Below are 22761 nucleotides of genomic sequence, written 5' to 3' on the forward strand. Positions count from 1 at the left end.
CGTGTTGCTCATCCTCCGATGGACGCCAGATGCGGGGTCAACCCGGTCCGGCCCTGGTGCAGGCCATGCCCGGCCGCTTTCAGGCCAAGCTGGGTGGTGATGCGCGCCAGCAGCGCGTCATGGTCGTCGTCGTTCTGCAGCAGCGGCCGCAGCGGCACGCCGAACTCGCCGAACAGGCACAGCCGCAGGTCACCCTTGGCGGTTACCCGCAGGCGGTTGCAGCCTTTGCAGAAGTCACGCGAATACGGCGCGATGATGCCGATGCGGCCCCGATGGTCGGGGTGGCCGAACTCCCGTGCCGGGCCGGCATCGGCCGCGCGCGGGTGCTCGTGCCAGCCGGCGGCCAGCAGCTGCTCGATCATCAGGTCGGCGCGCAGGTGATGGCGCTGGAAATAGGCTTCGTTGTCGCCGGTACGCATCAGTTCGATGAAGCGCACGCTGAAGGGGCGCTCGCGCAGGTAGTCCATCCACTGCGGCAACTCATCATCATTCAGGCCACGCAGCAGCACCGCGTTGAGTTTGATCGACTGCAGGCCCAGTGCCTGCGCCAAGGCCAGGCCCTGCTCGATTTCCGGCAGCCGGTCATGCCCGGTGATGGCCGCGAAGCGCGCGCGCTGCAGGCTGTCCATGCTCACATTCAACGCAGTCAGCCCGGCGCGGTGCCAGCCCGGCAGGCGCCTGGGCAGCAGCGTGCCATTGGTGGTGATGGCCACCTTGGCGATGCCCGGCACCGCCGCCACGGCAGCTATGATCTCGTCCAGGTCCTTGCGCAGGCTTGGCTCACCGCCGGTCAGGCGGATCTTGCTCATGCCCAGCGCGGCAAGCGCACGCACCAGGCGCGCGATTTCGTCCACCTGCAGGAAGCGGGGGCGCCCATCGGCCTGATAACCATCGGGCAGGCAGTAGCTGCAACGGAAGTTGCAGGCCTCGGTGAGCGACAAGCGCAGGTACGGAAAGCTGCGTCCGAAGCTGTCGGTGAGTTGGCTCATGGCTGTTCCACCTCCTGGCACCACCCTGCAGCCTGCCCCCTGAACGGGTTGTCGACGCCAGTGCCCAGAGTGCGCTGGGGCGGTGAAGGCGTCAACCCGGGGAGTACCCGCCATGAGCTGGGCACTTTGGCGTCTGAGGCTCGGTTGCGCCGCCGCATGCCCCCACACCCCAGACCCATGTCGCAGATTGCCAAGTGCCGCTGGATCGCCGCGCCAGCCAGCGCTGCCGGTACCTAACAGCGTGGGAGAACGCCGAAAACGTCTCCGATCAGCCGATGTTTGCAAGTCCTTCGCTTGGCATGACACAGCTGCGCACGCTCACACGACGTGCCACTGCTGGCCGGGCTTGGAACGCCGAGTTGATATTGATGTCAGCGCTTGCCAGCCGGTCGCCTTGCCTGGCGCTGGCTGGCAATCCGTCGACCGGTCATGGCGGACGACGCATGGGGGCTCTCGGGCCCGCCGGAATGACATCAACCCGGATTGGAACTACGTACCGCCCGCCAGCTTTCGGGTGGCGGCTCCCGACTGCCCTGCGCGGAGCGTTGACATGAACGGAACCCGACGTCCCTCACCCGCGCACGCACCACGGCCCGGCCAGCAATGGCTGGCACATCACCAGCCGTTCCGCCCGTCAATCCCAATACGCTCATCGCCAATCCGATCAGGATCGGCACCGGCGCGGCCGCCCATGGCCAGCCCTGGCCGGAACGGCACCTGCGATCGGGCCGCCGGCTCGCCCTGGCCGGGCTGCCCGTGGTGCACGAACGGCTGCTGACCGCTGAGCGCACACGGCAGAACGGCGAGCCCGAGGAATACGTGGGCGACCCGGGAATGGAAGGGTTGAAACTGGCGTGCCTGACGTTGGATCCGCAGGCAGTCGCGCGGTTGCAGGTCGACCGGCAATCCCGGCGGGGCGTCCGAGGGCGATGGAACCCAGCACCCCGGTGCCCCGCCGCCTTCTGCGTGCCATTGCAGCGCACGGATGAATCCGTCTGCCGTTCACGGACGTTCCGCTCGCACCCGTATTCATTCACGTTGCCCACCCTATATTCCGACCAAAGCGCCGCATGCTGCGGCCACGACGGAGGGCGCTTCATGAAAACCATGCAACTGCTTGTCATCGCCCTGGCCACCGGCACCGCGTTGGTGGCGACCCCGGCCTTCGCCGATCCGCCGCACCACGCCCGTGGCAATGGCCCACCACCACATGCTGGTGGGCCGCACAACCGCGATGCGCCGCCCCCGGGCTGGCAGAAGAAGGCCTGGCGACGTGGTGAGCGCCTGCCTTGGGCAGAAGTGGACCGCCGCTACTGGGTGGACGACTATGCGCACTATCACCTGCGCGATCCGGGCCGCGACCGGCGTTGGGTGCGGCAGTCCGATAGCGAGTACCTGCTGGTGGAAATCGCAACCGGGTTGATCATTGACGCGCTGCATCGTTGAATATGGAGCGCGCCGGGGCCCTGTGGTCGTGGCCCCGGCGGCGCTTCCACCCTACCAAGGCCGTCACGGACGATGCGAACCACCGGAATCCAGAGCACGTTTCTCGCTGCGTGTCTCGCCGCAGGCCTGCCGGCCCTGGCGAGCCAGCCCACATCCTCGACTGATGTGAAGGCCATCGAACAGGTGGTCGAATCGTTCCGCACCTCGCTGATCAACAAGGACAAGCCGACCTACATGGGCCTGTTCTTCTCGGACAAGCCGGAAGACATCGGCTGGCAGTATGTTTCCGAGGACGTCCGCCTGCTGGACATCCGCAAGGCCAAGCCAGATGCGATCAAGGCGCGGCAGATTCCCGCCAACAACTTCATCGCGCTGATCGATGGGGCGGTGGCCTCGCCGAAGCCGAAGGAGGAGAAGTTCTCCAACACGAAGATCGAGACAGACGGCGACGTGGCCTCGGTGTCGTTCGACTACAGCTTCCACGACGATGGGGTGAAGACCAACTGGGGCAAGGAAATGTGGCAGCTGATCCGCACCGAACAGGGCTGGAAGATCTTTTCGGTGATCTATTCGATCCGCGATTCACGCAGCCCGGCCGATTGAACGTCGCTTGAGGGCGCTGAGCGCCGATTGCCGATTGCCGATTGCGATCCATTCAGCCAGGGCATTGGCATCCGGCCAGCGATCGGGCAGAGTCTGGCCACGCGCAAGGATGCATGCCATGACCCGCCTGCTGATCATCGAAGACAACCCCGAGCTGGTTGCCAATCTGTACGCCTTCTTTGAACCGCTGGGCTACGTACTGGACGACGCCCGCGACGGCGCCAGCGGCCTGCGCCGGGCCACGCAGCACGACTTCGACGCCATCCTGCTCGACCTGATGCTGCCACGGCTGGACGGCATGACGCTGTGCCAGAAGCTGCGCCAGGAGTTCCAGAACCCGGTGCCGATCCTGATGCTGACCGCGCGCGATCCGGTCGAAGACCGCGTTCAGGGCCTGGAAATGGGTGCGGATGACTACCTGGTCAAGCCGTTCTCGCTGACGGAGCTGGATGCACGGATCAAGGCCCTGGTGCGAAGAGCCGAGGGTCGCCTCGTCCAGAGCGTGCTCGCTTGGAAGGACCTGCAGGTGGACACGCGCTCGCCACAGGCCTGGCGGCAAGGCCGCTGCATTGCGCTGACGCCCACGTCGCACAAACTGCTGATGAGCCTGGTGCGTGCGGCACCCGCCGTGGTGCGCAAGCAGGAGATGGAATACTTGGTCTGGGGCGACGAGCCACCGGACAGCGGCGCGCTGCGAACACACATCCATGAGCTGCGCCTGCAGGTGGACCGCAGCTTCGAAACCGCGCTGATCACCACGGTGCACAGCGTCGGCTGGCGCATGCAGGCGTGAGCCCTGCCTCGCTCTACCGGCGCCTGACCCTGCGCACCCGCATCACGATCTCGTTTGTGCTGTTGATGGCCGGTGCCATGGGTTTCATCGTGTTGGCCGAACAGGTCGACTACGACCAGGTCCGGGCCGCGGTCGTCGCGCGGACCCAGCAAAGCGAGGTGCAAAGGTTGCAGGCCGCGCTGGCCCGTGGCCAACGCCCCGCCCTGCCACCCGGGACCCAGCTGTTCGATGGCCATGACGTGCCTGTTGTGCTGCGCCAGTACGGCCCGGGCCATCACGGCGAGGAGGCGCCCAACGAGTGGCACCTGAGCGTGTTCGACAACGAGAACCAGCGCTACTACCTGCTGCAGGACGCGGCACACTATGGCTACCTGGAACACCTGATCAATGCCTTTGCGGCGCTGGTCATTTCGATCTGCGTACTCGGCGCCTTCCTGATCGGTCGCAAAGTGGCGACCCACGTCATCGCGCCCATCACGCGATTGGCGGACGCGGTGCAGGACGGCCAGAAGCCATTTCCCTACCAGCACGCCCGCGATGAGATCGGTGTACTCGCCCGCGCCTTCGCCCGGCACAGTGACGAGCTCGAACGGTTCCTGCATCGCGAACAGTGCTTCAGCGGCGATGCCAGCCACGAGCTGCGCACACCTCTGGCGATCATCGGCGGCGCTGCGGAGACATTGGCCTGCCAGCTCCCGGCCGACAGCCACCTGGTTGCCAGCGCAGAGCGCATCCTGCGCACCACCCAGGAGATGCAGCGCCAGCTGACCTGCCTGCTGCTGCTCTCACGCGCCCCCAGCACCGTGCCACGCAATGAGGTGGCCCTGCGTCCGCTGATCGAATCCTGCATGGAGCGCTGCCGGCCCTGGCTTTCCGGAAAGCCAGTGGTCATTGCGTTTGATGCCCGGCGCGACGCCGTGCTGGATACCAACGCAGATCTGGCGCAAAGCGTGATCTGGAACCTGCTGCGCAATGCCTGCCAGTACACCGATCGGGGCGAAGTGCGGATCACCCTCCACGACTCCGCACTCATCGTCGCCGACACGGGGCCCGGCCTGCCCTCCAGTATCGACCCACAGCAGTTCCAGCGTTTTCTGCCCGGCGGCCCACACAGTGGCGAGGGACTGGGGCTGTCGATCGTGCGGCGTATCGTCGAGCACTTGGGCTGGAAGATGACGGTGCATTCCTCGCAGCAGGGATGCCGGTTCAGCCTGGAGTGGCCCATCTGACGGTTTCCTGACGCGCGCGTGCACATGCTGGGGACTGCCCACTTCACGGCGGAAACGGCATGCAGCACCCCGAGGACAGCGGCAAGTACCCGCACGGCAAGACCGGCCTGAGCCGCATCTTCCACACCCTGATCCATTCGCGCGATGGATTCATCGCCACCTTCCGCGGCGAGGCTGCCTTTCGCCAGCTGCTGCTTCTGCACGCGCTGTTGATCATCGCAGCGTTCGTGCTGGATATCAGCAAGCTCGAACGAGCGCTGGTGCTGGCAGTCTGCTTCATCAGCCTGCTGGTGGAACTGCTCAACTCGGCGATCGAAGCGGTGGTTGATCGCATCTCGCTGGAGCAGCATCCGCTGTCGAAGAACGCCAAGGACATGGGCAGCGCCGCACAGACCACTGCGTTGCTGATGGTGAGTGCGGTGTGGGGCGTGATCCTGCTGGGGTAGTCCTGCCATCCTGACAACTTCCTGATAAAGCCGTTTCGATACTGCGCGCACTCCCGTTCCGCGGAACCTGCTCGTGCGCCAAAGCCTTCGTTTTCCACGGCCCCATCCGATCATTCTGGTCTGGGCTGCCGCACTGTTCTTCACCACGATTGGAAACATCACGCTCTGGAAGTCGCTGTGGGGGTTGATCGACCTCAACAGCCTGCGCAGCGCGCTGTTCCTGGCCAGCCTGCCGCTGGTGCTGTTCTGCCTGTTCAACCTGGTGCTGACGCCACTGCTGGCACTGCCGTTCGTGCGCAGGCCGCTGCTGGTGCTGCTCGTTGTCATCAGCGCCGCCTGCAGCTACTTCATGCTGCACTACAACGTGCTGATCGATCGCAGCATGGTGCAGAACGTGTTCGAGACCAACCAGGCCGAACTGAACGCCTATTTCTCGCTGCCACTGCTGTTGACTGTGCTGGTGCTGGGCGTGCTGCCCGCTGCCGGGCTGGCCCTGCTGCGCACTACGAGCGGGACGGGTTCAATACGTTCCCTGCTGGCATGGCCAGCCAACGTCCTGGCATCAATGATGGTACTGCTGGCGATCGGCTTTGCGTTCTACAAGGACTACTCTTCATTGCTGCGCAACAACCGCCTTATCCGCGACCAGGTGCTGCCGTTGAACGTGGTGCGACATACCCACGGTTACCTGAAGAGCCTCTACAGCACCCGCCAGCAGCCGCTGCGCGTGATCGGCGCCGACGCACGACGCACACCCGGCCCGCGCCCGAAGCTGGTGGTCCTGGTCGTCGGCGAGACCGCGCGCGCGCGGAATTTCCAGCTCAACGGCTACCCACGCGCGACCAATCCACGCCTTTCGCGCACCGATGGCGTCATCAGCTTCAGCGATGTCTCGTCGTGTGGCACCGCAACGGCCATCTCGGTGCCGTGCATGTTTTCGCAGATGACCCGCGCGCAGTACGACGAAGTACGCGCGGCGACCGAACAGAACGTGATCGACATCCTGCAGCGTACCGGCGTTGGCGTACTCTGGCGCAATAACAACAATGGCGGCTGCAAGGGCGTATGTGAACGCGTGCCGACCGAAGACATGCCTGCGCTGGAGGTGCCTGGCCCGTGCGTCAACGCCGACGGCACCTGCCATGACGACGTGCTGCTGCATCAGCTCGGTGCACGCATCGACGCACTGAGCGGTGACGCCCTGATCGTGCTTCACCAGCTGGGCAGCCACGGCCCGACCTACTTCGAGCGCTATCCGGCCGCATCGCGGGCATTCAGCCCGACCTGCGACAGCAACCAGATCCAGCATTGCAGCAATCAGGCGCTGGTCAACACCTATGACAACACCCTGGTGCATACCGACCACGTACTGGGCCAGGCGATCGACCTGCTGCAGGGCTATTCGGACCAGCGCGATGTGGCCCTGATGTATGTTTCGGACCACGGTGAGTCGCTGGGCGAGCGTGGCATGTACCTGCACGGCACGCCTTACTTCATCGCACCACGCGAACAGACCCAGGTGCCGATGGTGATGTGGTTCTCACCGGAATTCAGCCGCAACGCAGGCCTGGACCTGGCCTGCCTGCGCGAGAATGCCCGGCACCGGGCGCACAGCCACGACAACGTCTTCCACTCGTTGCTGGGCCTGTTCGGGGTCAGCAGCGCGGTGTACCAACGCGATCTGGATGTCTTCGCCGGTTGCCGGGCGGCAGCCACGCCATCGGTGGCCACCTCGCCGCCAAAAGAACGGCGCCGGCTGATGCCGGTCGCTGCCCGCAACGTAGCGCGTTATTGCGCCGCCAGGGCGAAATCCAGGCCCGCGCACACTGCCGCCACCTGGGCGTCGTTGCACTCCTGCGGACTGGTGCGTGGGCTGTCCGGGTAGACCTCGGTGGTGGTGGCAAAGCGCGCGTCGGTGAAGCCGGCGCAGGCGCCGATCGAACGTGACTCGCCCCAGACCACGCCCGGCGACTGCAACGGCAGGCCGACCAGGTTGCCCTCGGCATCGGCCGGGGCGATGTGGGTGACCGGCGCGACCGCAGCGATCAGCGCCTTCTGGAATTCGGCCTGCGGATCCTCGCTGTTGCCGATCACGTAGAAGCCGTCGGGAATGGTGTCGCGCTCGAACGGCTTGCCGTCGCGGGCACAGCGTGCCGGGTCGAACTCGTGCAGATCGCTGTCGGTGGTCTCGTGCAAGTCCAGGTGCACCAGCAGGTTCGGCTTGCGCTCGGCCACCCAGACCATCAGCGCGGCCGCCTCCTCGATCTGGCCGCCGTCACGGAAGCTGCGGTTCGGATCGATGGCATCTGGGTTCCAGCGCTGGATGCGCTCGTAGCCCCAAGGGCTGACGCACGGCGCCACGATCAGGTTCAGCCGGCCCAGGTAACGCTCAGCCTGCTGTTCCAGGAACTGCAGGGCACCGTGCACACCGCTGGTCTCGTAGCCATGCACGCCACCGGTGATCAGCGCGGTCGGCAGCGCCGGGTTCCAGTCGTGGTTGACCACGGCGAACAACGGATAGTGGTCCGGCGCATAGTCCAGCTGGCCGTACTGGATCACGTCGAAGATGCTGTCGTCCAGGCGCTCAAGCGCGGCCACCACGTCATCCTGGTAGCTGCGCTGGCGCTGCTGGCGGGCCCGCCACTGTGCACGTTCCGCGTCGCCCCAGGGCTGTCCGGGGGTACCGATCGGGTAGAACTGCGCAACAGTCATGGGGAACTCCAAGGGTCGAACGATGGGTGCAGCCGGGCATTCTAAGCCTTGTCGCGCCTGCGGGCGCCCCCGCCCCGCCCTCGCCTTCATCCAGCCAGGGTCATCTGGTTGTAAAATCAACGGTTTTTGGCCCCTCACCCCTTGATGGCGAACGCAGCGCAGCCGGTCCCGGATGGACCGGAGTTCCTCCGCCTGCTCGCCCGTCTCAGCGACGGCGCGATGCCGGCCACCAGTCCCGCCCTGACCGATCGCCTCGGCCAGTGGGTGGACTGGAGCCGCGCCGTGGCCCTGTCCGGGGCGCTCGGCGGGCGCCCGCCCGAGGCGGGTGAGGCCACCGAAGCGGTCGAGGATGTGCTGGCCGACTGCGCCCAGGCGCACGCCAGCCTGCTGGCCTCGATCGGCGAGGATGCCGAGGCCGAGCGCCTGCTCGACCTGGCGGAAGCCGCCGCTGCGCCCAACTTTGCCTCGCTGCGCCAGCGCTACCGGGTGCTGCAGCAGGCCATCCAGACCGCCACCGGGCGCCTGCGCGGACGCCTGCGCGACCAGTTGGTACAGGCGTCGCCGGAACTGGCGCGGCTGGCCGAGGTCGATGCGGTGATGGAGCAGACCCTCACCCCGCGCGAGCACAGCTTGCTGGCCACTGCGCCGGCGGTGCTCGGCGCCCGTTTTGAACGCGTGTACGGCCAGCCCGGCTGGCGCGCGGCCTTCCGCCATGACATGCGCACGCTGCTGCTCGCCGAGCTGCAGCTGCGCTTCCACCCGATCGAAGGGCTGCAAAACGCCCTGCGCTCCTACTGACCGGAACACCATGTCCAGAACTGCTTTCCATGTCGTAGTCTTCCTTGTCGGCCTGCTGGCCGTGTGCTGGATCGGCATTGGCTATGTGTCGGTGCATCCACTGGGTGCGGCGGTGGCGGCGATCATCGCGGCCTGCTACATCGCCGGCGGCGTGGAGTTGTACCGCTATCGCCAGGCCAGCAACGGCCTGCGCAGTGCACTGAGCGACCTGTCCGCCGCCAGCGAGCAGCTCGCCCCTTGGCTGGAGCGCGTGCCGGTGAGCCTGCGCAACGCCGTGCGCCTGCGGGTGGAAGGTGAGCGAACCGCCCTGCCCGCACCGGTGCTGACCCCGTATCTGGTCGGCCTGCTGGTGCTGCTGGGCATGCTCGGCACCCTGCTGGGCATGATGGATACCCTGCGCGGCACCGGCCTTGCCCTGCAGAGCGCGACCGACATGGCCGCCATCCGTGGCTCGCTGGCCTCGCCGGTGCAGGGCCTGGCGGTGGCATTCGGCACCTCGATTGCAGGTGTCGCCAGCTCGGCCATGCTCGGCCTGCTGGCCGCCCTGTTGCGCCGCGACCGCCTGCAGGGCGTGCAGCAGCTGGACCGTGCCATTGCCGGCGACCTGCACCCGTACTCGCAGGCCTGGCAGCGTGCCGAATCGCTGCGCCTGTTGCAGGCGCAGTCCGCCGCCCTGCCGGCGCTGGTCGACCGCCTGCAGGCGATGACCCAGACCTTTGAACAGCACAGCACGGCCGCCAACGAGCGCCTGCTCGCCGGCCAGGCCGAGTTCCTGACCCAGAGCCAGGCGCTGCAGGAACGCCTGGCGCTGTCGTTGCAACAGTCGCTGCGCGAAGGTGCCGAAGCCAGCGCCGCCGCCATCGGTGGTGCGCTGCAGCCGATGGCCGAGACCACGCTGGCCGGCCTCGCCCGTCACGGCGAGGCACTGCACACCCGTGTCGAGCAGGCGGTGCAGCAGCAGCTGGCCGGCCTCAGCGACGGCTTCGAGCGCAGCCGCGTTGCGACCGAAGCGAGCTGGGCCAAGGTAGTGGGTGAACAGAGCCAGGCACAGCAGGCACTGGTGCACGATCTGCGCCAGCACCTGCAGGCGTTCAGTGATGGCCAGGGCACGCAGGCCGAAGCGCTGGTCGCGCGCATCGGCGAGCGCCTGCAGGCCGATGCACAGGGCAATGCAGACGCATGGCGCACTGCCGCCGAGCAGCAGCAGGCCCTGAACAGCGCGCTGGTCGAACGCCAGCAGCAGGCGCTGCTGGCGGCCGGACAGCAGCTGGACCAGCACGCGCAGGTGTTGCTGCAGGCACTGGAGCAGCGCCACAGCGCCAGCCAGTCGCTGATGCAGGACCACGAACGGCAGCGCTCGCAGGACTGGCAGGCCGCTCAAGCCGCCGCTGCAACCGCGCACGCCGAACTGCAGGCCAGCCTCGACAACCGTGAGCAGCAGCGCCAGGCGCGCTGGGACGCGGTCAGCGCCGAGCTGCAGCAGGCGCATGCCACGCTGCAGGCGCAGCTGCAGGCCGGCGACGAACAGCGCCTGCAGCGGTGGAGCGATGCCTTGCAGCATGTTTCCAGCGACCTGGCCGAGCGCCTGCAGGCCACAGGCGAGCGCCTGGCTGCGCAGCAGCAGCAGGTCTGCGACACGCTGGCGGCGACCGCACAGCAGATCGGCGAGAACGGTCGTGCGCAGGCCAGCGCCACACTGGCCGAAGTGTCGACGCTGCTGCAGACCGCCGCCGCCGCGCCAAAGGCCGCTGCCGACGTCATCAACGAGCTGCGCGGCACGCTCTCTGAAAGCCTCGTGCGCGACAACGCGATGCTGGTAGAACGCGGTCGGCTGCTGGCCACCGTGCAGACCCTGCTCGATGCGGTCAACCATGCGTCGCACGAACAGCGCACCGCCGTCGACGCGCTGGTCGGTGGCTCGGCCGAGTTGCTGGAACGCGTCGGCAACCGCTTCACCGACCATATCGCTGCCGAGACCGGCAAGCTGGACGGCATCGCCGCCGCACTCAACGGCAGCGCTGCCGAAGTGGGCCAGCTGGCCGGCACCTTCGGCGAAGCGGTCGCGCAGTTCGGCGCCACCGCCACCGCGCTGTCCGGCCGCCTGGAACAGATCGGCGGCGCGCTGGATGCCTCGCTGGCGCGCAGCGATGAACAGCTGGCCTACTACGTGGCGCAAGCGCGCGAGGTGGTCGACCTCAGCCTGCTGTCGCAGAAGCAGGTGATGGAAGAACTGCAGCAGCTGGCCGCGCGCCGCGGCAAGAGCGGCAACGCATGAGCGACGAGCTGGAGGTCGATGGCGGCTCGCACGCCCCGATCTGGGCCGCCTTCGGCGACCTGATGTCGGTGCTGCTGGGCGCATTCGTGCTGATCCTGGTCGGCGTGGTCGCGGTGCAGCTGGAGCTGTCGCAGCGGCTGGACCAGGAAGTGAAACAGCGTCAGGCCGAGGCCAAGCGCCTGCAGACGCTGGAACAGGCGTTGGCTGGACCGCTGGCGGCCGGCCGCGTGACGTTGGTGGATGGCCGCATCGGCATCAGCGGCAGCGTGCTGTTCGCGCTCAACTCCGACCAGCTGCAGCCGGAAGGCCAGGAGCTGCTGCGCAGCCTGGCCGCGCCGCTGGCCGCCTACCTGGGCAGTCGCGAAGAAATCCTCATGGTCAGTGGTTTCACCGATGACGCGCCGGTGCGCGAAGGCAATCGCCGCTTTGCCGACAACTGGGAGCTGTCCGCGCAGCGTTCGCTGACCGTGACCCGCACCCTGATCGCCGATGGCGTACCGGCTGGCGCCGTGTTTGCCGCCGCGTTCGGCAGCGAGCAGCCGGTCAGTTCCAATGCCAATGAGGAAGGCCGCGCACGTAACCGTCGCGTCGAGATCGCCCCGATCCCCAAGCCCAAGGTGCCGGATGCCAAATAAGCCACCCGCCCTGGAAGGATTGCGCGCCCTGGTGCGTGACCTCGATGCAGGGTCGCGCTCGCTGCCGCATTACCCGCAGGTGCCGATGCTGCAGCAGGTGCAGCGCGAATGGTCGGAGCTGCGCAGCGAACTGCAGGTGCGCCGCTCGCTGCGCGCCGAGGCCCCCGCCGATGGCGGCCCCCTGAACTCGGCGGTGCTGGTGCAACGCATGCTCGACATGATGCAGGCAACCAGCCCCGGCTACCTGCGCCATTTCATCGACTACGTGGACACCCTGTCCTGGCTGCAGGCACTGCAGGATGGTGGCGCCAGCGGTACGGATGCCGCGAAACCGAAGCGCACGCGCAAGCCGCGCAACGCGGGTTGATCGCACATTGACGCCGACCTCGTTCGGCGCTCCTGGACAGGCAATCCTGTTCCGCGCTCCTGGTAGAAGCCAACTTTGGTTGGCGCTCATCGACTCCCCGCAGCGCTGCTGTCCAATCGCTACCGCGAGCCCACCACGTCATTGGTTGACCAACTTGAACAGCGTGAGGCGACCGTCATTGGCGTCGAATGACCAGTTCCCCAGTGTTTGACTGCCCCATTGCACTCGAATTCAATCTCAGCAAATGCAGCTTTCAGTAGAAGCCAGACTTCTCAAGCTCCGCGCGGATCTCAACGAAGCCGAGATGTACCTTGGCCCTCCGATTGGACGTCCTGACATCGAGGCACTCCAGAGCTCGGCGCTTTCTACGCCAGGCACCGTCCTGCCAGAGTCCTATCTGGGCTTTCTTTCACGCCACGATGGCCTGGCAGCAGCAGGAGTCTTCCTCTGCTCGAGCGCTTCACGCTCATACTGCGATGGCGGATCAGCGCTTGCCCTGGTGGGAATGAACCTTCTCGCTGGCGGCCAAGGATCCCTGGGCGGCTGTGTAGAGATCGGAGAGAGCGATATGGATTGCTACGTCTTTGAATTCGCAACAGGCCGGTACCAGGTCCGTGACAAAGTAGCGTTCGATAAGGTCTACCAAGAATTCACTTCATTGGATGGCCTACTCGGCCACATCATCAGTCTGATCGAACAGCATTGCTGGACAAACAGATTCAAGAATGCCCATGCCACGACGGGTTGGCATTCACAGCTGCACCAGCTGCCTTCTGAATCAGCCGAGTCATGGGTCCGGCTCTGAGGAAGCTCAGCCGCGCAGGGTGGCGCCGCCGTCGACATACAGATCGCTCATCGCCACGTGCCCGGCTTGCTCGGAGAGCAGGAACATCACCGAATGGGCGATATCCTCCGGGGTGGCGAGTTTGCGCAGTGGGATGCCGGCTTTGTAGGTCTCCAGGCTGCCGGCGATCACCCGCTCGGCACCGTGCTCGTCCTGCCACATGCCGGTCTGCATCGGGGTCAACGTCGAGCCCGGGGCGACGATGTTGCAGCGGATGCCCAGCGGCGCCAGTTCCAGCCCGAGGCAGCGGGTGAACATGGTGGCGGCGGCCTTGGATGCCGCATAGGCGGCCATGCCGTGCCGCGGCACGCCGGCCGCATTCGAGCTGACGGTAACGATCGCGCCCCGCCGGCGCGGCGACATCACCCGCGCCAGGGCACGCCCGACATGGAACACACCGTCGGTGTTCACCGCGAACACCCGCCGCCAGTCGTCATCGCCGGTCTCGGTCACGCCGCCCACATGCAGCACACCGGCCACGCTGGCGGACAGCATGATCGGCCCGATGCTGCACTCGACCTGATCCACCAAGCCGTCCACGGCGGCACTGTCGGTCACGTCGAGCGCAAAGGTGTGCACACGCACATCTGCCGTAACAGGCGCCTCGCGATCGGTCGCCACTACGGTGCAACCGGCCTCGGCCAGCAACCGTACCAGTGCCTTGCCGATGCCGCCGGCAGCGCCAGTCACCAGTGCCACGCGGCCTTCAAACCCGGTCAACTGCATGTTGCGATCTCCTGTTGTTCGTCCCATTGGCGCAACCGCGCCGACAACCACGGCGCCAGCTGTGCCACCGCATCGCGTCCGGTCAGCTCTGCGTGCAGGAACGGCAGCTCCAACGACTGCACCCTCCGCGCATGCGCCCGCCACAACGCCGACTGCAGCTGCGGCCGTGCCTGATGATCGCGGCCAGCGCGGACGTGCACCAGCGTGCCGTCGAACGGCTGGTGAATGTGTTCGCGGATCAGTCGGTTGGTGCCGGTCACCGCGCGCACCACGCCGTCCAGCACCACATCCGGCAGACTGCCGAGCGCACTGCCGCCGCGACGCAGGAAGCCAAGAATGCGCTCACGGCTGTCCAGTTCCGGATGTGCGTCCGGGTCATGGCCGGCAATCGCCAGCAGTGCGCGCAATGCGGCGATGGCATCGGGCTCCGGCTCGGCCCGCCAGCACTCGCTGGGATAGGCATCCAGCAGTACCAGCTCGCCGACCTCGCGCCCGATCTCATGCAGGCGTACCGCCATCGCCTGCGCGAGGATGCCCCCCACCGACCAGCCCAGCAGGTGCACCGGCCCCTTCGGCTGTAGTGCGACCACCCGCTGCACGTAATCATTGGCCATTGCCTCGATACTGGACGGCAACGGCTGCTTCGGATCGAGTGCCGGCGACTGCAGGCCATGGACCGCACGGGCCGGCTGCAATGCCCGGGCCAGGGCGCGGTAGTTCCAGGCAATGCCACCGGCCGGGTGCAGCACGAACAGCGGCATCGTATCGGCCTCGGGCGCGGCCAATGCGATCACCGGGCCCAATGCGTGATCAGCCAGCGCAGGCGGCTCAGCGATGCGTCCCGCCAGCGCAGCCACCGTGGGCTGTGCGAACAGCGCACCCAGGCCGAGATCGCAGCGCCAGCGCTGCTCAATGGCCAGCAGCAGGTGCACCGCAGACAGCGAATCGCCGCCCAGGCTGAAGAAATCGGCGTCGGCCGCCACCGGCGCTTCACGCCCGAGTGCCTGGGCAAACAGCAACGCCAGCTCCTGTTCCAACGGCGTGCGCGGCGCCAAGCCGGCAACTTCACGTTGGGCTGGCTTCGGCAACGCGTTGCGGTCGAGCTTGCCATTGGCAGTCACCGGCCAGTGCTCCACACCGACAAACGCCGAGGGCACCATGTAGTCCGGCACGCGCGTGGCCAAGTGGCTGCGCAGCAGCACAGCATCGGCAAGCGCGGTTGGCACATAGGCGACCAGCCGGGCATCGCCGGGCGCGTCCTGGCGCAGCAGCACCTCCACCCGCTCCATACCGGGCAGTTCGCGCAGTGCCACCTCGATCTCGCCCAGTTCGATGCGCAGGCCACGCAGTTTCACCTGATGGTCGCTGCGGCCCAGGTATTCGACCGCGCCATCGCCACGCCAGCGCGCCACGTCACCGGTGCGATAGATGCGCTCGCCAGGCAGGAACGGGTCGGCAAGGAAACGCTCGGCGGTCAGGTCATCGCGACCCAGGTAGCCACGCGCCAGCTGCACGCCACCGAGGTAGAGATCGCCTGCCACGCCCACCGGCAGCGGCTGCATCCGCGCGTCCAGCACGTACAGGCGGGTGTTCCAGACCGGGAAGCCGATCGGCACCGGTCGCGAGCGATCCTGCGCCGGGGCGGGCCAGTAGCTCACGTCCACTGCCGCTTCGGTCGGGCCATACAGGTTGTGCAGGTCGGCGTGCACGCGCGCGTGGAAGCGATCGCGCAACGCTGCATCCAGCGCCTCGCCACTGGTGAACACCCGTCGCAGCTGCAGGCCTTCGGAGGCCGGTGAAGCAAGGAAGGCATCAAGCATCGACGGCACGAAATGCACCGTGGTGATGCCATGCTCGCGGATCAGCCGCGCCAGTTCGGTGGGGTCGCGATGCGTGTCCGGCCCGGCGACCACCAGCGTGGCCCCGCACAGCAGCGGCAGGAAAAACTCCCAGACCGAGACATCGAAGGTGGCCGGGGTCTTCTGCAGCACGCAGTCATCTGCCTTGAATCCATAGTGCTCGCGCATCCACAGCAGGCGGTTGACGATGGCGCGGTGTTCGATGACCACGCCCTTGGGTTCCCCGGTCGAGCCGGAGGTATAGATCACGTAGGCCGCATCGTCAGGTGCAGGATCGGCCCACGGTGCGGCAAAGCTCAGCGCAGTCCACTGCTCCGGCGCAAGCACCGGCACATCGGCCACGCGCGCCGAGACGTCCGCCGCAGCCAGTACGCACACCGGCTGTGCAGAGGCGAGAATACGCGCCAGGCGCTCGTCCGGATGGGCAAGGTCCAACGGCAGGTAGGCGGCCCCGGCACGCAGCACCGCGACCAGCGCGACCACCAGCTCCCGCGAGCGCGGCAATGCCACCGCCACCACGCTGCCCGGGCCGACCCCCATCGCACGCAGCTGTGCGGCCAGTGCGAAACTGCGCGCTTCCAGTGTTGCGTAGTCCAGCGTGGAGACACCGAAGACCAGCGCGGGTGCGTGCGGATCACGGTCCATGCCCTGCTGCAGCAGCTCGACCAACGTGGTCGGTGGCACCGCATGCGCGGTGGCATTGAAAGCATGCACCACCTGCTGCGCTTCTTCGACAGTGGCCAGCGGCACGGCCGCGATGTCTTCAGCCTGCAGTGCCGCCGACACGAAATGCAGCAACCGCGTCGCGTGCGCCTGCACATCCTCGCGACTGTACAGCGCGGGGTTGGCCTCGATCTCCAGATCCAGCAGGCTCTGGCCATCACCACGGAAGCCCAGCGTCAGGTCATCCACCGGCCCGGTGCACAGCACCTCCAGCGTCGCCTGCACGCCCGTCAGCGCCAGCGGCTTGTAGAACGGCTGCACATTCACCAGCGGGCCGTGCAGGCGCTGCTGCGCGCCCACCAGGCCCAGGTCCCGGCGCAGCTGCTCGCCGCGGTAGCGGCCGTGCTTGCGGCCCTGGCTGAGCTGCCGGCCCAGCGCGCGCGTGAAGGCCTCGACGCTGCCCTCGCCGGCCGCCACACGCAGCGGCAATACGTTCATCACCATGGCCGGCACCCGCGCCGACGCATTGCCGAGCCGCCCCATGTAGGGCACGCCCAGCACCACTTCGTCGGCAGCGCTCATCCGCCGCAGGTACTCGGCCGACAGCGCAGCCAGCACATCCGGCCAGGGTTGCAGCCAGCCTGTCGACACCTGCAGCAGGCGCTCGCGGAACGTCGCATCCAGCCGCTGCACCCAGCGCAGCGCGTCGTTGCTTGACCCCTGTGTTCCCACCAGCCCAGTGCCGGCCGGTGCGCCCTGCATGTGCTCGCGCCACCACTTCCCGGCCTGCGTGCGACGCGGATCGGTACGATAGGCGACGTCATCGGCCAGCACGCCCGCCAGCCCTGGCAGCGGCTCACCTGTACGACCGACATACAAGGCGCACACATGATCAGTGAACAGCGCCATGCCGTAGCCATCGGCGGCCAGATGGTGCACACGCAGGTACCAGACCCAGCGCTGCCCGCCCAGATCAAGCAGCAGCTGCTGGCTGATCCGGTCGCGGCTGGGATTCACCGGGCTCAGCCGGTCGGCCAGCATCAGGCTGCGCGCCGCAGCTGCGGGATCCGCCTCGGCGGAAACATCACGTACCGAAAGCCGTGGCACGTGCGCCGGCTCATGCCACTGCACGGGCTGGCCATCGGCACCCTCGGCAAAGCGCAGCGCGAGGGCCTCGGCTTCGACCGCCGCCTGGTCTGCCGCCGCAACGAACGCCGCCACGTCCAGCGGACCGTCGATCCACACCGCATGCGCGGTATTGAATGACGGATTGTCCGGCGCCAGCCGCTGTGCGAACCACAGTCCGGCCTGGGCCTCGGTCAGCGCCACCGGCGTGGCCAGCGCGACGGCGTTCATGCGCTCTGCGCGGCCTGCAGCGTCTGCACCACGCCCCACCACTGCCGCAGCGTGGTGTGTTCGGCCAACTGCGAGAACTCCAGCGGCAGGCCGGTGTTGCCCCAGGCCAGGACCAGGCCGAGCATGCGCATCGAATCCAGGTCCAGGTCGATCAGGTTGTCGTCGTCACCGATCTCGGCCGGCGTGCACTCCAGCACCCGCGCCACGTCGGCCCGCATCCGCTCCAGATCCAGCGCCTCACCCATGGCAGCCATCACAGTACCTCCAGCAGCTGGTCGGTAGTCATCGGCACACCGCTGGTGCGCGCGATCCAGTGCAGCGCCTGGTCGTGATCGGCACGTGAGAAGTCCGCCACCGCATCGGCGGCAATGAACGCCTCGATGTCACGCTGGAACGCTTCCACCACGGTCGCCGTGCAACCGATGTGCGCATAGACGCCGGTGACCAGCAGCTGATCACGGCCACGTACCCGCATCAGCGTTTCAAGGTTGCTGCGCTGGAAGGCGCTGTAGCGGTGCTTTACCAGCACGTGCTCCCCCGGCTGCGGCGCCAGTGCTTCGATGATCGGCTCGTGGTCGGCACTGCGGCGCATGCCCGGCCCCCACAGGTCGGCCTGCAGGCCACGGTCGCGGCGGTCCTGGTCGCCATGCTGGGCGGTGTAGAACACCGGAATGCCGTGCGTGCGGCAATGCGAAAGCAGGCGTGCAATATTGTCCACGGCCGGGCGCAGTGGTGCATTACCGGCGTCGAATGCGGCCAGGAAGTAGCGCTGCATGTCGTGCACCAGCAGCGCGACACGATCGCGGTGCGGGCGCCACGGTCCACGCGCCTGCGGGAGTTCGGCGGCGGTCGGCAAGGGATAGTCGGTGATACGGGGCAGCGCCATCAGCGCGTTCCTCCTGTCTGTTGCAGATGACGCGCGCGCAGCTGCGCGCGCAGTTCGCGGCGGCTGATCTTGCCGACCGCGGTGGTATCGAAACTGTCGACGAACACGACCTGGTCGGGCACCTTGAACGCGGCCAGGCCACGCGTGCGCATCCAGGCCTTCAGGGCGGGTGCCTTGAACGGTTCGCCCTGCGGGATCACGAAGGCGCAGCTGCGCTCGCCCAGGTATTCATCGGGAATGGAGACCACGGCGGCATCGAACACGCCAGGGTACGCCAGCAGGTGGTCCTCGATTTCTTCGGCGGAGATCTTCTCGCCGGCGCGGTTGATGTGGTCACCCGCCCGGCCCTGCACCACCAGGTAGCCACCGGAAAGCTGCTGCACACGGTCACCGGTACGATAGAAGCCGTCATCGGTGAATGAGCGTGCGTTGGCCACCGCATCGTTGTGGTAGCCACGGATGGTGTACGGGCCACGCGTCAGCAGGTGCCCGACCTCGCCCTCCGCCACCGGCTGGTCATGGTCATCGACCACGCGCACCTCATCATCCGGACTGATCGGTCGTCCCTGGCAAGCCACGATCAGGTCTTCCGGATCGTCCAGCCGGGTGTAGTTGACCAGGCCCTCGGCCATGCCGAATACCTGCTGCAGGGTGCAGCCCAGGCCGTCGATCACGCGCCGCGCGGCTTCCGGCACCAGCTTGGCCCCCCCCACCTGCAGTACCTGCAGGCTGGACAGATCGTGCTTGCTGGTGGCAGCCGCCTGCGCCCAAAGCAACGCCAGCGGCGGCACCAGGCCACAGCAGGTCACGCGCTCCCGCGCGATCAGCGGGAAGGCCGCGTCCGGGCCGGGACCGGGGCTGAGTACCACGCGGGCACCGGCGTACAGCGCACCGAAGAAGCCCGGCGAGCTCATCGGGAAGTTGTGCGCGGCCGGCAGCGCGACCAGATAGACGCTGTCGCGGTCGATGCCGCAGATTGCGTTACTGGCGCGGAACGAGTAGATGTAATCATCGTGCGTGCGTGGAATCAGCTTGGACAGACCGGTGCTGCCACCGGAAATCTGCAGGAACGCCACCGACTGCGGGTCCGGATCGGCCGGCAACTGGCCACGGTCGCCCTGCAGCGTCTCCAGCGCGGTGAACTCCGCTGCATCTCCATCGATGATCACCTGGCGTATTGCCGGCAGCTCGGCCTGCAGCGCCCGCGCCAACGTACGGTGATCGAAGCCATCATGCACGTCGGTGGTGATGTAGGCGCTGGCCTCGGCCTTGTTCGCGAAGTGCATCAGCTCGGTGATGCGGTGCGCCGGCAACGCGTACACCGGCACCAGCCCGGCACGGAACAGGCCACAGACCGTGGTGATGAAGCCTGCCGTGTTGCCCAGCTGCACCAGCACCCGCTCCCCGGGCTGCAGGCCCAGCGCCAGCAGGCCGGCGCCGATCCGCCCGGCTTCGTGCCACAGCTGCGCATAGCTCAGGCGCACATCGCCGGCGACCACGGCGATATCGTCGGCGTAGCGTTCCGCGCGTTCGCGCAGGAACGCCGGGAAGGTCTCGCCGCGCCAGTGGCCTGCTTCGCGATAGCGCGCAGCCAGTTCATCGGGCCACACCTGCTGCAGGGGCAGGCGGGAAGAAACGTGGGACGTGTTCATGCGGCAGGCTCGATCGCAGGCGCGGACGAGTGGACGCCCAACGCATTCAACAGGGCAGCGAACTTCGCTGCGGTTTCGGCCACCTCGGCCTCGGGTTGCGAGTCGGCGACGATGCCGGCGCCTGCATACAGGCGCAACTGCGTGCCCTGCAGCCGCGCACAACGGATCGCCACATACCAGTCGCCGTCACCCTGCGCGTCCAGCCACCCGACAGCGCCGGCGTAGAAGCCACGCGGCACCGGCTCAAGCTCGCGGATGCGCTGCAGTGCCGCCATTCGCGGCGTCCCGCAGACCGCCGGCGTGGGGTGCAGCTGCGCCAGCAGTTCAGCGACGGAGGTCTGCGGATCCTTCAGTGTGGCGTGGATGCGGGTACCGAGGTGCCACATGCTTGCAGTGGCATGCAGCACCGGGCGCGGCTGTGCATCGATGTGGCTGCAGTAAGGCGCCAGGCCATCGACGATGGCCTCGACCACATGCCGGTGCTCGTCATGGTCCTTGGTCGAGGCCAGCAGCGCCTGCGCGGCACGCTCGTCCTCTGCGGCATCGGCGCTGCGCCGGGCGGAGCCCGCCAGTGGGTGTGACAGCAGCTCGGCGCCACGCTTGCGCAGCAGCAGCTCCGGCGTCGCACCGACCAGCCATGCCGGTGCCTGGCCCACCTCCACCGGAAGCGGCACTGCATAGGTGGCCACCGAGGGATCGGCACCAAGACGTGCCAGCAACCGTTCCGGAGACAACACCTGGCGCGTGCGTGCCAGCAGGCTGCGCGCCAGCACCACCTTGTGCAGGTCGCGCCCGGGCGCGCGCAGCGCCTGCACCGCCGTGGTCACTGCGGCGGCATAGTCCTGGGGCGCGGGCTCGGCCTGTGGGGCACGGTCCAGCGGGGGCGCTGCCTGCGGTTGCAGCCGGAGTGCAGGCAGCAGGCGTTCGGGCTGGTACAGCGCATCATCGGCGCGTGGTTCGAACGGCACCGCCCCGACCAGCAGGCCGGGGCCGCCGCCCTGCTGCGCGAAGAACGCGGCGACACGCTCGGACAACGTCGCCAGTGCGCCTGCGGGCAGCGCCGCGCGACAACCACGCGCGTGCACATGCTGCCCGGCGTGCTGCAGCAGGAACAACGAGGCGTCGTCCGCGCTCTCCAACGTCGATGACGCAGCCTCCGGCCACGCCCCCTGCATCAGGGAATCGTTCATGGGGTCTCCTTCATCCGATGCGCTGCGGCCAGCGCGCACAGCAACAGCAGCAGCGCCCCCACCAGCAGGTAAGGCAGGCTGGGCCCGCCGCGATACAACAGCGTGCCGAGCATCGGCCCGGCCACCATGCCCAGTCCCTGCGCGGCGGCAACGGTGCCAGCGGCGGCGCCCTGCTCATGCGCTTCCACAGCGTCGGCGGCCAGCGCCTGGAACGACGGAAACACGAAACCCATGCCGAAGGCGGCCAGTGCGTAGGCTGTGGGCAACTGCCATGCCTGCTGCACGCCCGCCACCGATGCGAAACCGATGCCGGAAATCAGTGCACCTAGAACGATCCAGCGGCGTGGATGCACGTCCAGCTTCATCACCAGCGTCTGCGCCAGGATCAGGCCGACGCCAACCGCAGTCAGCGCGATCCCAGCCATGCGAGCGCCGGCCGCCGCATCGAGCCCCAGCCGATCAATCGCGAAAAAGCCCACCGTGACCTGCGCGATGGTCACCGAGACCATCGCGATGAAGGCGGCCAGCTGCGGCAGGCGCAGGCGCCGGTCGAGGCGGCTCATCGGCGCGCGACGCTGCGCGGTGGCCCCCGCCACCGGTGGCGTCGCCGGCAGCCGCCACGCAAGCAATGCCAGCGACAGCAGCGGCAGCAGTGCGGCGACATACAGCGCCAGCGAGAGATTCGTATAGGCCAGCCAGCCCGCAGCCGCCGGGCCCATCACCATGCCCAGCGCATTTGCGCTGCCCAGCCGCGCAAGGAAGCTGGCGCGCTGTCCGGTCGGCGCCTTGTCGGCAATCAGCGCCGCGGCGGTGGGTGGCACGGCGGCGTAGAACAGGCCGATCAGGCCGCGGGCGCTCACCAGCACCAGCACCGATACCAGTACCGGCGGTACTGCCTGCAGGGCAACGTCGATGAACACGGCCAGTGCGATGTAGACCACGGTGTAGGCACTCATCGCCAGCATCAGCACGCGTTTGCGGCCGATGCGGTCGCTGAGCTGGCCCCAGGGGCGTGCGGCCAGCATCCACAACACGCCTGCGGCAGTGACCGACAGGCCCGCATGCCATTCGGACAGGCCGAGCATGCGGACCACCGGGCCGATCACCGCGACGAAGGACATCATCGCCATGGTGCCGATCAGGGCAGCCAACACCAGCGCCGGCAAACCGGGAACGACGGGACGTGCGTGCATGGAACACCAGCCGTAACAGGAAAGGATGAGCGGACGCGTCTGCGCGCCCTGCCCGGCATCCGTCCCGTTCAGGACCGGATGCCATGCTCAAATGATAAC

Annotated in this window: 20 protein-coding genes and 1 pseudogene; 12 read left to right on the plus strand and 9 right to left on the minus strand. The window is 67.5% G+C overall.

What is annotated here, in order from left to right; translation table 11 throughout:
* Positions 1-8: 8 nt before the first annotated feature.
* A complete protein-coding gene (moaA, locus tag QZ853_RS16730) occupies positions 9-989 on the minus strand; it encodes a GTP 3',8-cyclase MoaA (RefSeq protein ID WP_295575577.1) in 981 nt (326 codons plus the stop codon).
* Positions 990-1592: 603 nt separating this feature from the next.
* Between moaA and QZ853_RS16735 the strand changes: the two are divergent.
* From QZ853_RS16735 to QZ853_RS16765, 7 genes and pseudogenes are all read left to right on the plus strand, one after another.
* A pseudogene (locus QZ853_RS16735) lies at positions 1593-1889 on the plus strand (hypothetical protein); the annotation flags it as partial.
* A 198-nt stretch (positions 1890-2087) separates the two neighbouring features.
* The gene (locus QZ853_RS16740) at positions 2088-2435 is read left to right on the plus strand and encodes an RcnB family protein (RefSeq protein WP_345777919.1); all 348 of its coding nucleotides are present in this window, start codon (positions 2088-2090) and stop codon (positions 2433-2435) included.
* Between the two features lie 72 nt (positions 2436-2507).
* Complete coding sequence (locus tag QZ853_RS16745) at positions 2508-3038, plus strand: nuclear transport factor 2 family protein (RefSeq protein WP_295575579.1); 531 nt, start codon at positions 2508-2510, stop codon at positions 3036-3038.
* Between the two features lie 118 nt (positions 3039-3156).
* Entirely contained in the window at positions 3157-3831 is a 675-nt protein-coding gene (locus QZ853_RS16750) for a response regulator transcription factor (protein WP_295575581.1), read from the plus strand.
* The gene (locus QZ853_RS16755; RefSeq protein ID WP_295575583.1) at positions 3828-5060 is read left to right on the plus strand and encodes a HAMP domain-containing sensor histidine kinase; all 1233 of its coding nucleotides are present in this window, start codon (positions 3828-3830) and stop codon (positions 5058-5060) included. Before QZ853_RS16750 ends, QZ853_RS16755 begins: the two co-directional genes overlap by 4 nt.
* A gap of 59 nt (positions 5061-5119) precedes the next feature.
* A complete protein-coding gene (locus QZ853_RS16760) occupies positions 5120-5506 on the plus strand; it encodes a diacylglycerol kinase (RefSeq protein WP_295575584.1) in 387 nt (128 codons plus the stop codon).
* A 73-nt stretch (positions 5507-5579) separates the two neighbouring features.
* Positions 5580-7391, plus strand: coding sequence for a phosphoethanolamine--lipid A transferase (locus QZ853_RS16765; protein ID WP_295575586.1), 1812 nt, complete (start codon positions 5580-5582; stop codon positions 7389-7391).
* Here the strand turns inward: QZ853_RS16765 and QZ853_RS16770 are convergent.
* Positions 7295-8218: a M14 family metallocarboxypeptidase gene (locus tag QZ853_RS16770; RefSeq protein ID WP_295575588.1), complete on the minus strand. Its 924-nt coding sequence runs from the start codon at positions 8216-8218 to the stop codon at positions 7295-7297. The genes QZ853_RS16765 and QZ853_RS16770 overlap by 97 nt on opposite strands.
* A gap of 144 nt (positions 8219-8362) precedes the next feature.
* Here QZ853_RS16770 and QZ853_RS16775 point away from each other — a divergent pair, with 144 nt between their 5' ends.
* From QZ853_RS16775 to QZ853_RS16795, 5 genes are all read left to right on the plus strand, one after another.
* Positions 8363-9016 (plus strand): DUF3348 family protein, encoded by a 654-nt coding sequence (locus tag QZ853_RS16775; RefSeq protein WP_295575590.1) that lies wholly within the window; start codon positions 8363-8365, stop codon positions 9014-9016.
* Between the two features lie 10 nt (positions 9017-9026).
* Complete coding sequence (locus tag QZ853_RS16780) at positions 9027-11291, plus strand: DUF802 domain-containing protein (protein WP_295575593.1); 2265 nt, start codon at positions 9027-9029, stop codon at positions 11289-11291.
* Entirely contained in the window at positions 11288-11926 is a 639-nt protein-coding gene (locus tag QZ853_RS16785; RefSeq protein WP_295575596.1) for an OmpA family protein, read from the plus strand. The genes QZ853_RS16780 and QZ853_RS16785 overlap by 4 nt, the downstream gene beginning before the upstream one ends.
* Positions 11916-12293, plus strand: coding sequence for a DUF2894 domain-containing protein (locus QZ853_RS16790; RefSeq protein ID WP_295575599.1), 378 nt, complete (start codon positions 11916-11918; stop codon positions 12291-12293). The genes QZ853_RS16785 and QZ853_RS16790 overlap by 11 nt, the downstream gene beginning before the upstream one ends.
* A gap of 244 nt (positions 12294-12537) precedes the next feature.
* Positions 12538-13098 (plus strand): YrhA family protein, encoded by a 561-nt coding sequence (locus QZ853_RS16795; protein ID WP_295575602.1) that lies wholly within the window; start codon positions 12538-12540, stop codon positions 13096-13098.
* A 6-nt stretch (positions 13099-13104) separates the two neighbouring features.
* Here QZ853_RS16795 and QZ853_RS16800 read toward each other — a convergent pair whose 3' ends face one another.
* From QZ853_RS16800 to QZ853_RS16830, 7 genes are read right to left on the minus strand one after another with little or no spacing between them, the layout of a single operon-like run.
* Entirely contained in the window at positions 13105-13863 is a 759-nt protein-coding gene (locus QZ853_RS16800; protein ID WP_295575604.1) for a 2,3-dihydro-2,3-dihydroxybenzoate dehydrogenase, read from the minus strand.
* A complete protein-coding gene (locus QZ853_RS16805) occupies positions 13854-17741 on the minus strand; it encodes an amino acid adenylation domain-containing protein (RefSeq protein ID WP_295575606.1) in 3888 nt (1295 codons plus the stop codon). Before QZ853_RS16805 ends, QZ853_RS16800 begins: the two co-directional genes overlap by 10 nt.
* Positions 17738-17995, minus strand: a complete 258-nt coding sequence (locus QZ853_RS16810; RefSeq protein WP_295575609.1) for a phosphopantetheine-binding protein — start codon at positions 17993-17995, stop codon at positions 17738-17740. Before QZ853_RS16810 ends, QZ853_RS16805 begins: the two co-directional genes overlap by 4 nt.
* Positions 17995-18627, minus strand: a complete 633-nt coding sequence (locus QZ853_RS16815; protein ID WP_295575611.1) for an isochorismatase family protein — start codon at positions 18625-18627, stop codon at positions 17995-17997. Before QZ853_RS16815 ends, QZ853_RS16810 begins: the two co-directional genes overlap by 1 nt.
* On the minus strand, positions 18627-20279 hold the full coding sequence (locus tag QZ853_RS16820; RefSeq protein ID WP_295575614.1) for an AMP-binding protein: 1653 nt from the start codon (positions 20277-20279) through the stop codon (positions 18627-18629). The genes QZ853_RS16815 and QZ853_RS16820 overlap by 1 nt, the downstream gene beginning before the upstream one ends.
* Positions 20276-21469, minus strand: coding sequence for an isochorismate synthase (locus QZ853_RS16825; protein ID WP_295575617.1), 1194 nt, complete (start codon positions 21467-21469; stop codon positions 20276-20278). The genes QZ853_RS16820 and QZ853_RS16825 overlap by 4 nt, the downstream gene beginning before the upstream one ends.
* Entirely contained in the window at positions 21466-22662 is a 1197-nt protein-coding gene (locus QZ853_RS16830) for an MFS transporter (RefSeq protein ID WP_295575618.1), read from the minus strand. Before QZ853_RS16830 ends, QZ853_RS16825 begins: the two co-directional genes overlap by 4 nt.
* Between the last annotated feature and the right edge of the window lie 99 nt (positions 22663-22761).

This window comes from uncultured Stenotrophomonas sp. (genome assembly GCF_913778665.1).
Classification (GTDB): Bacteria; Pseudomonadota; Gammaproteobacteria; order Xanthomonadales; family Xanthomonadaceae; genus Stenotrophomonas.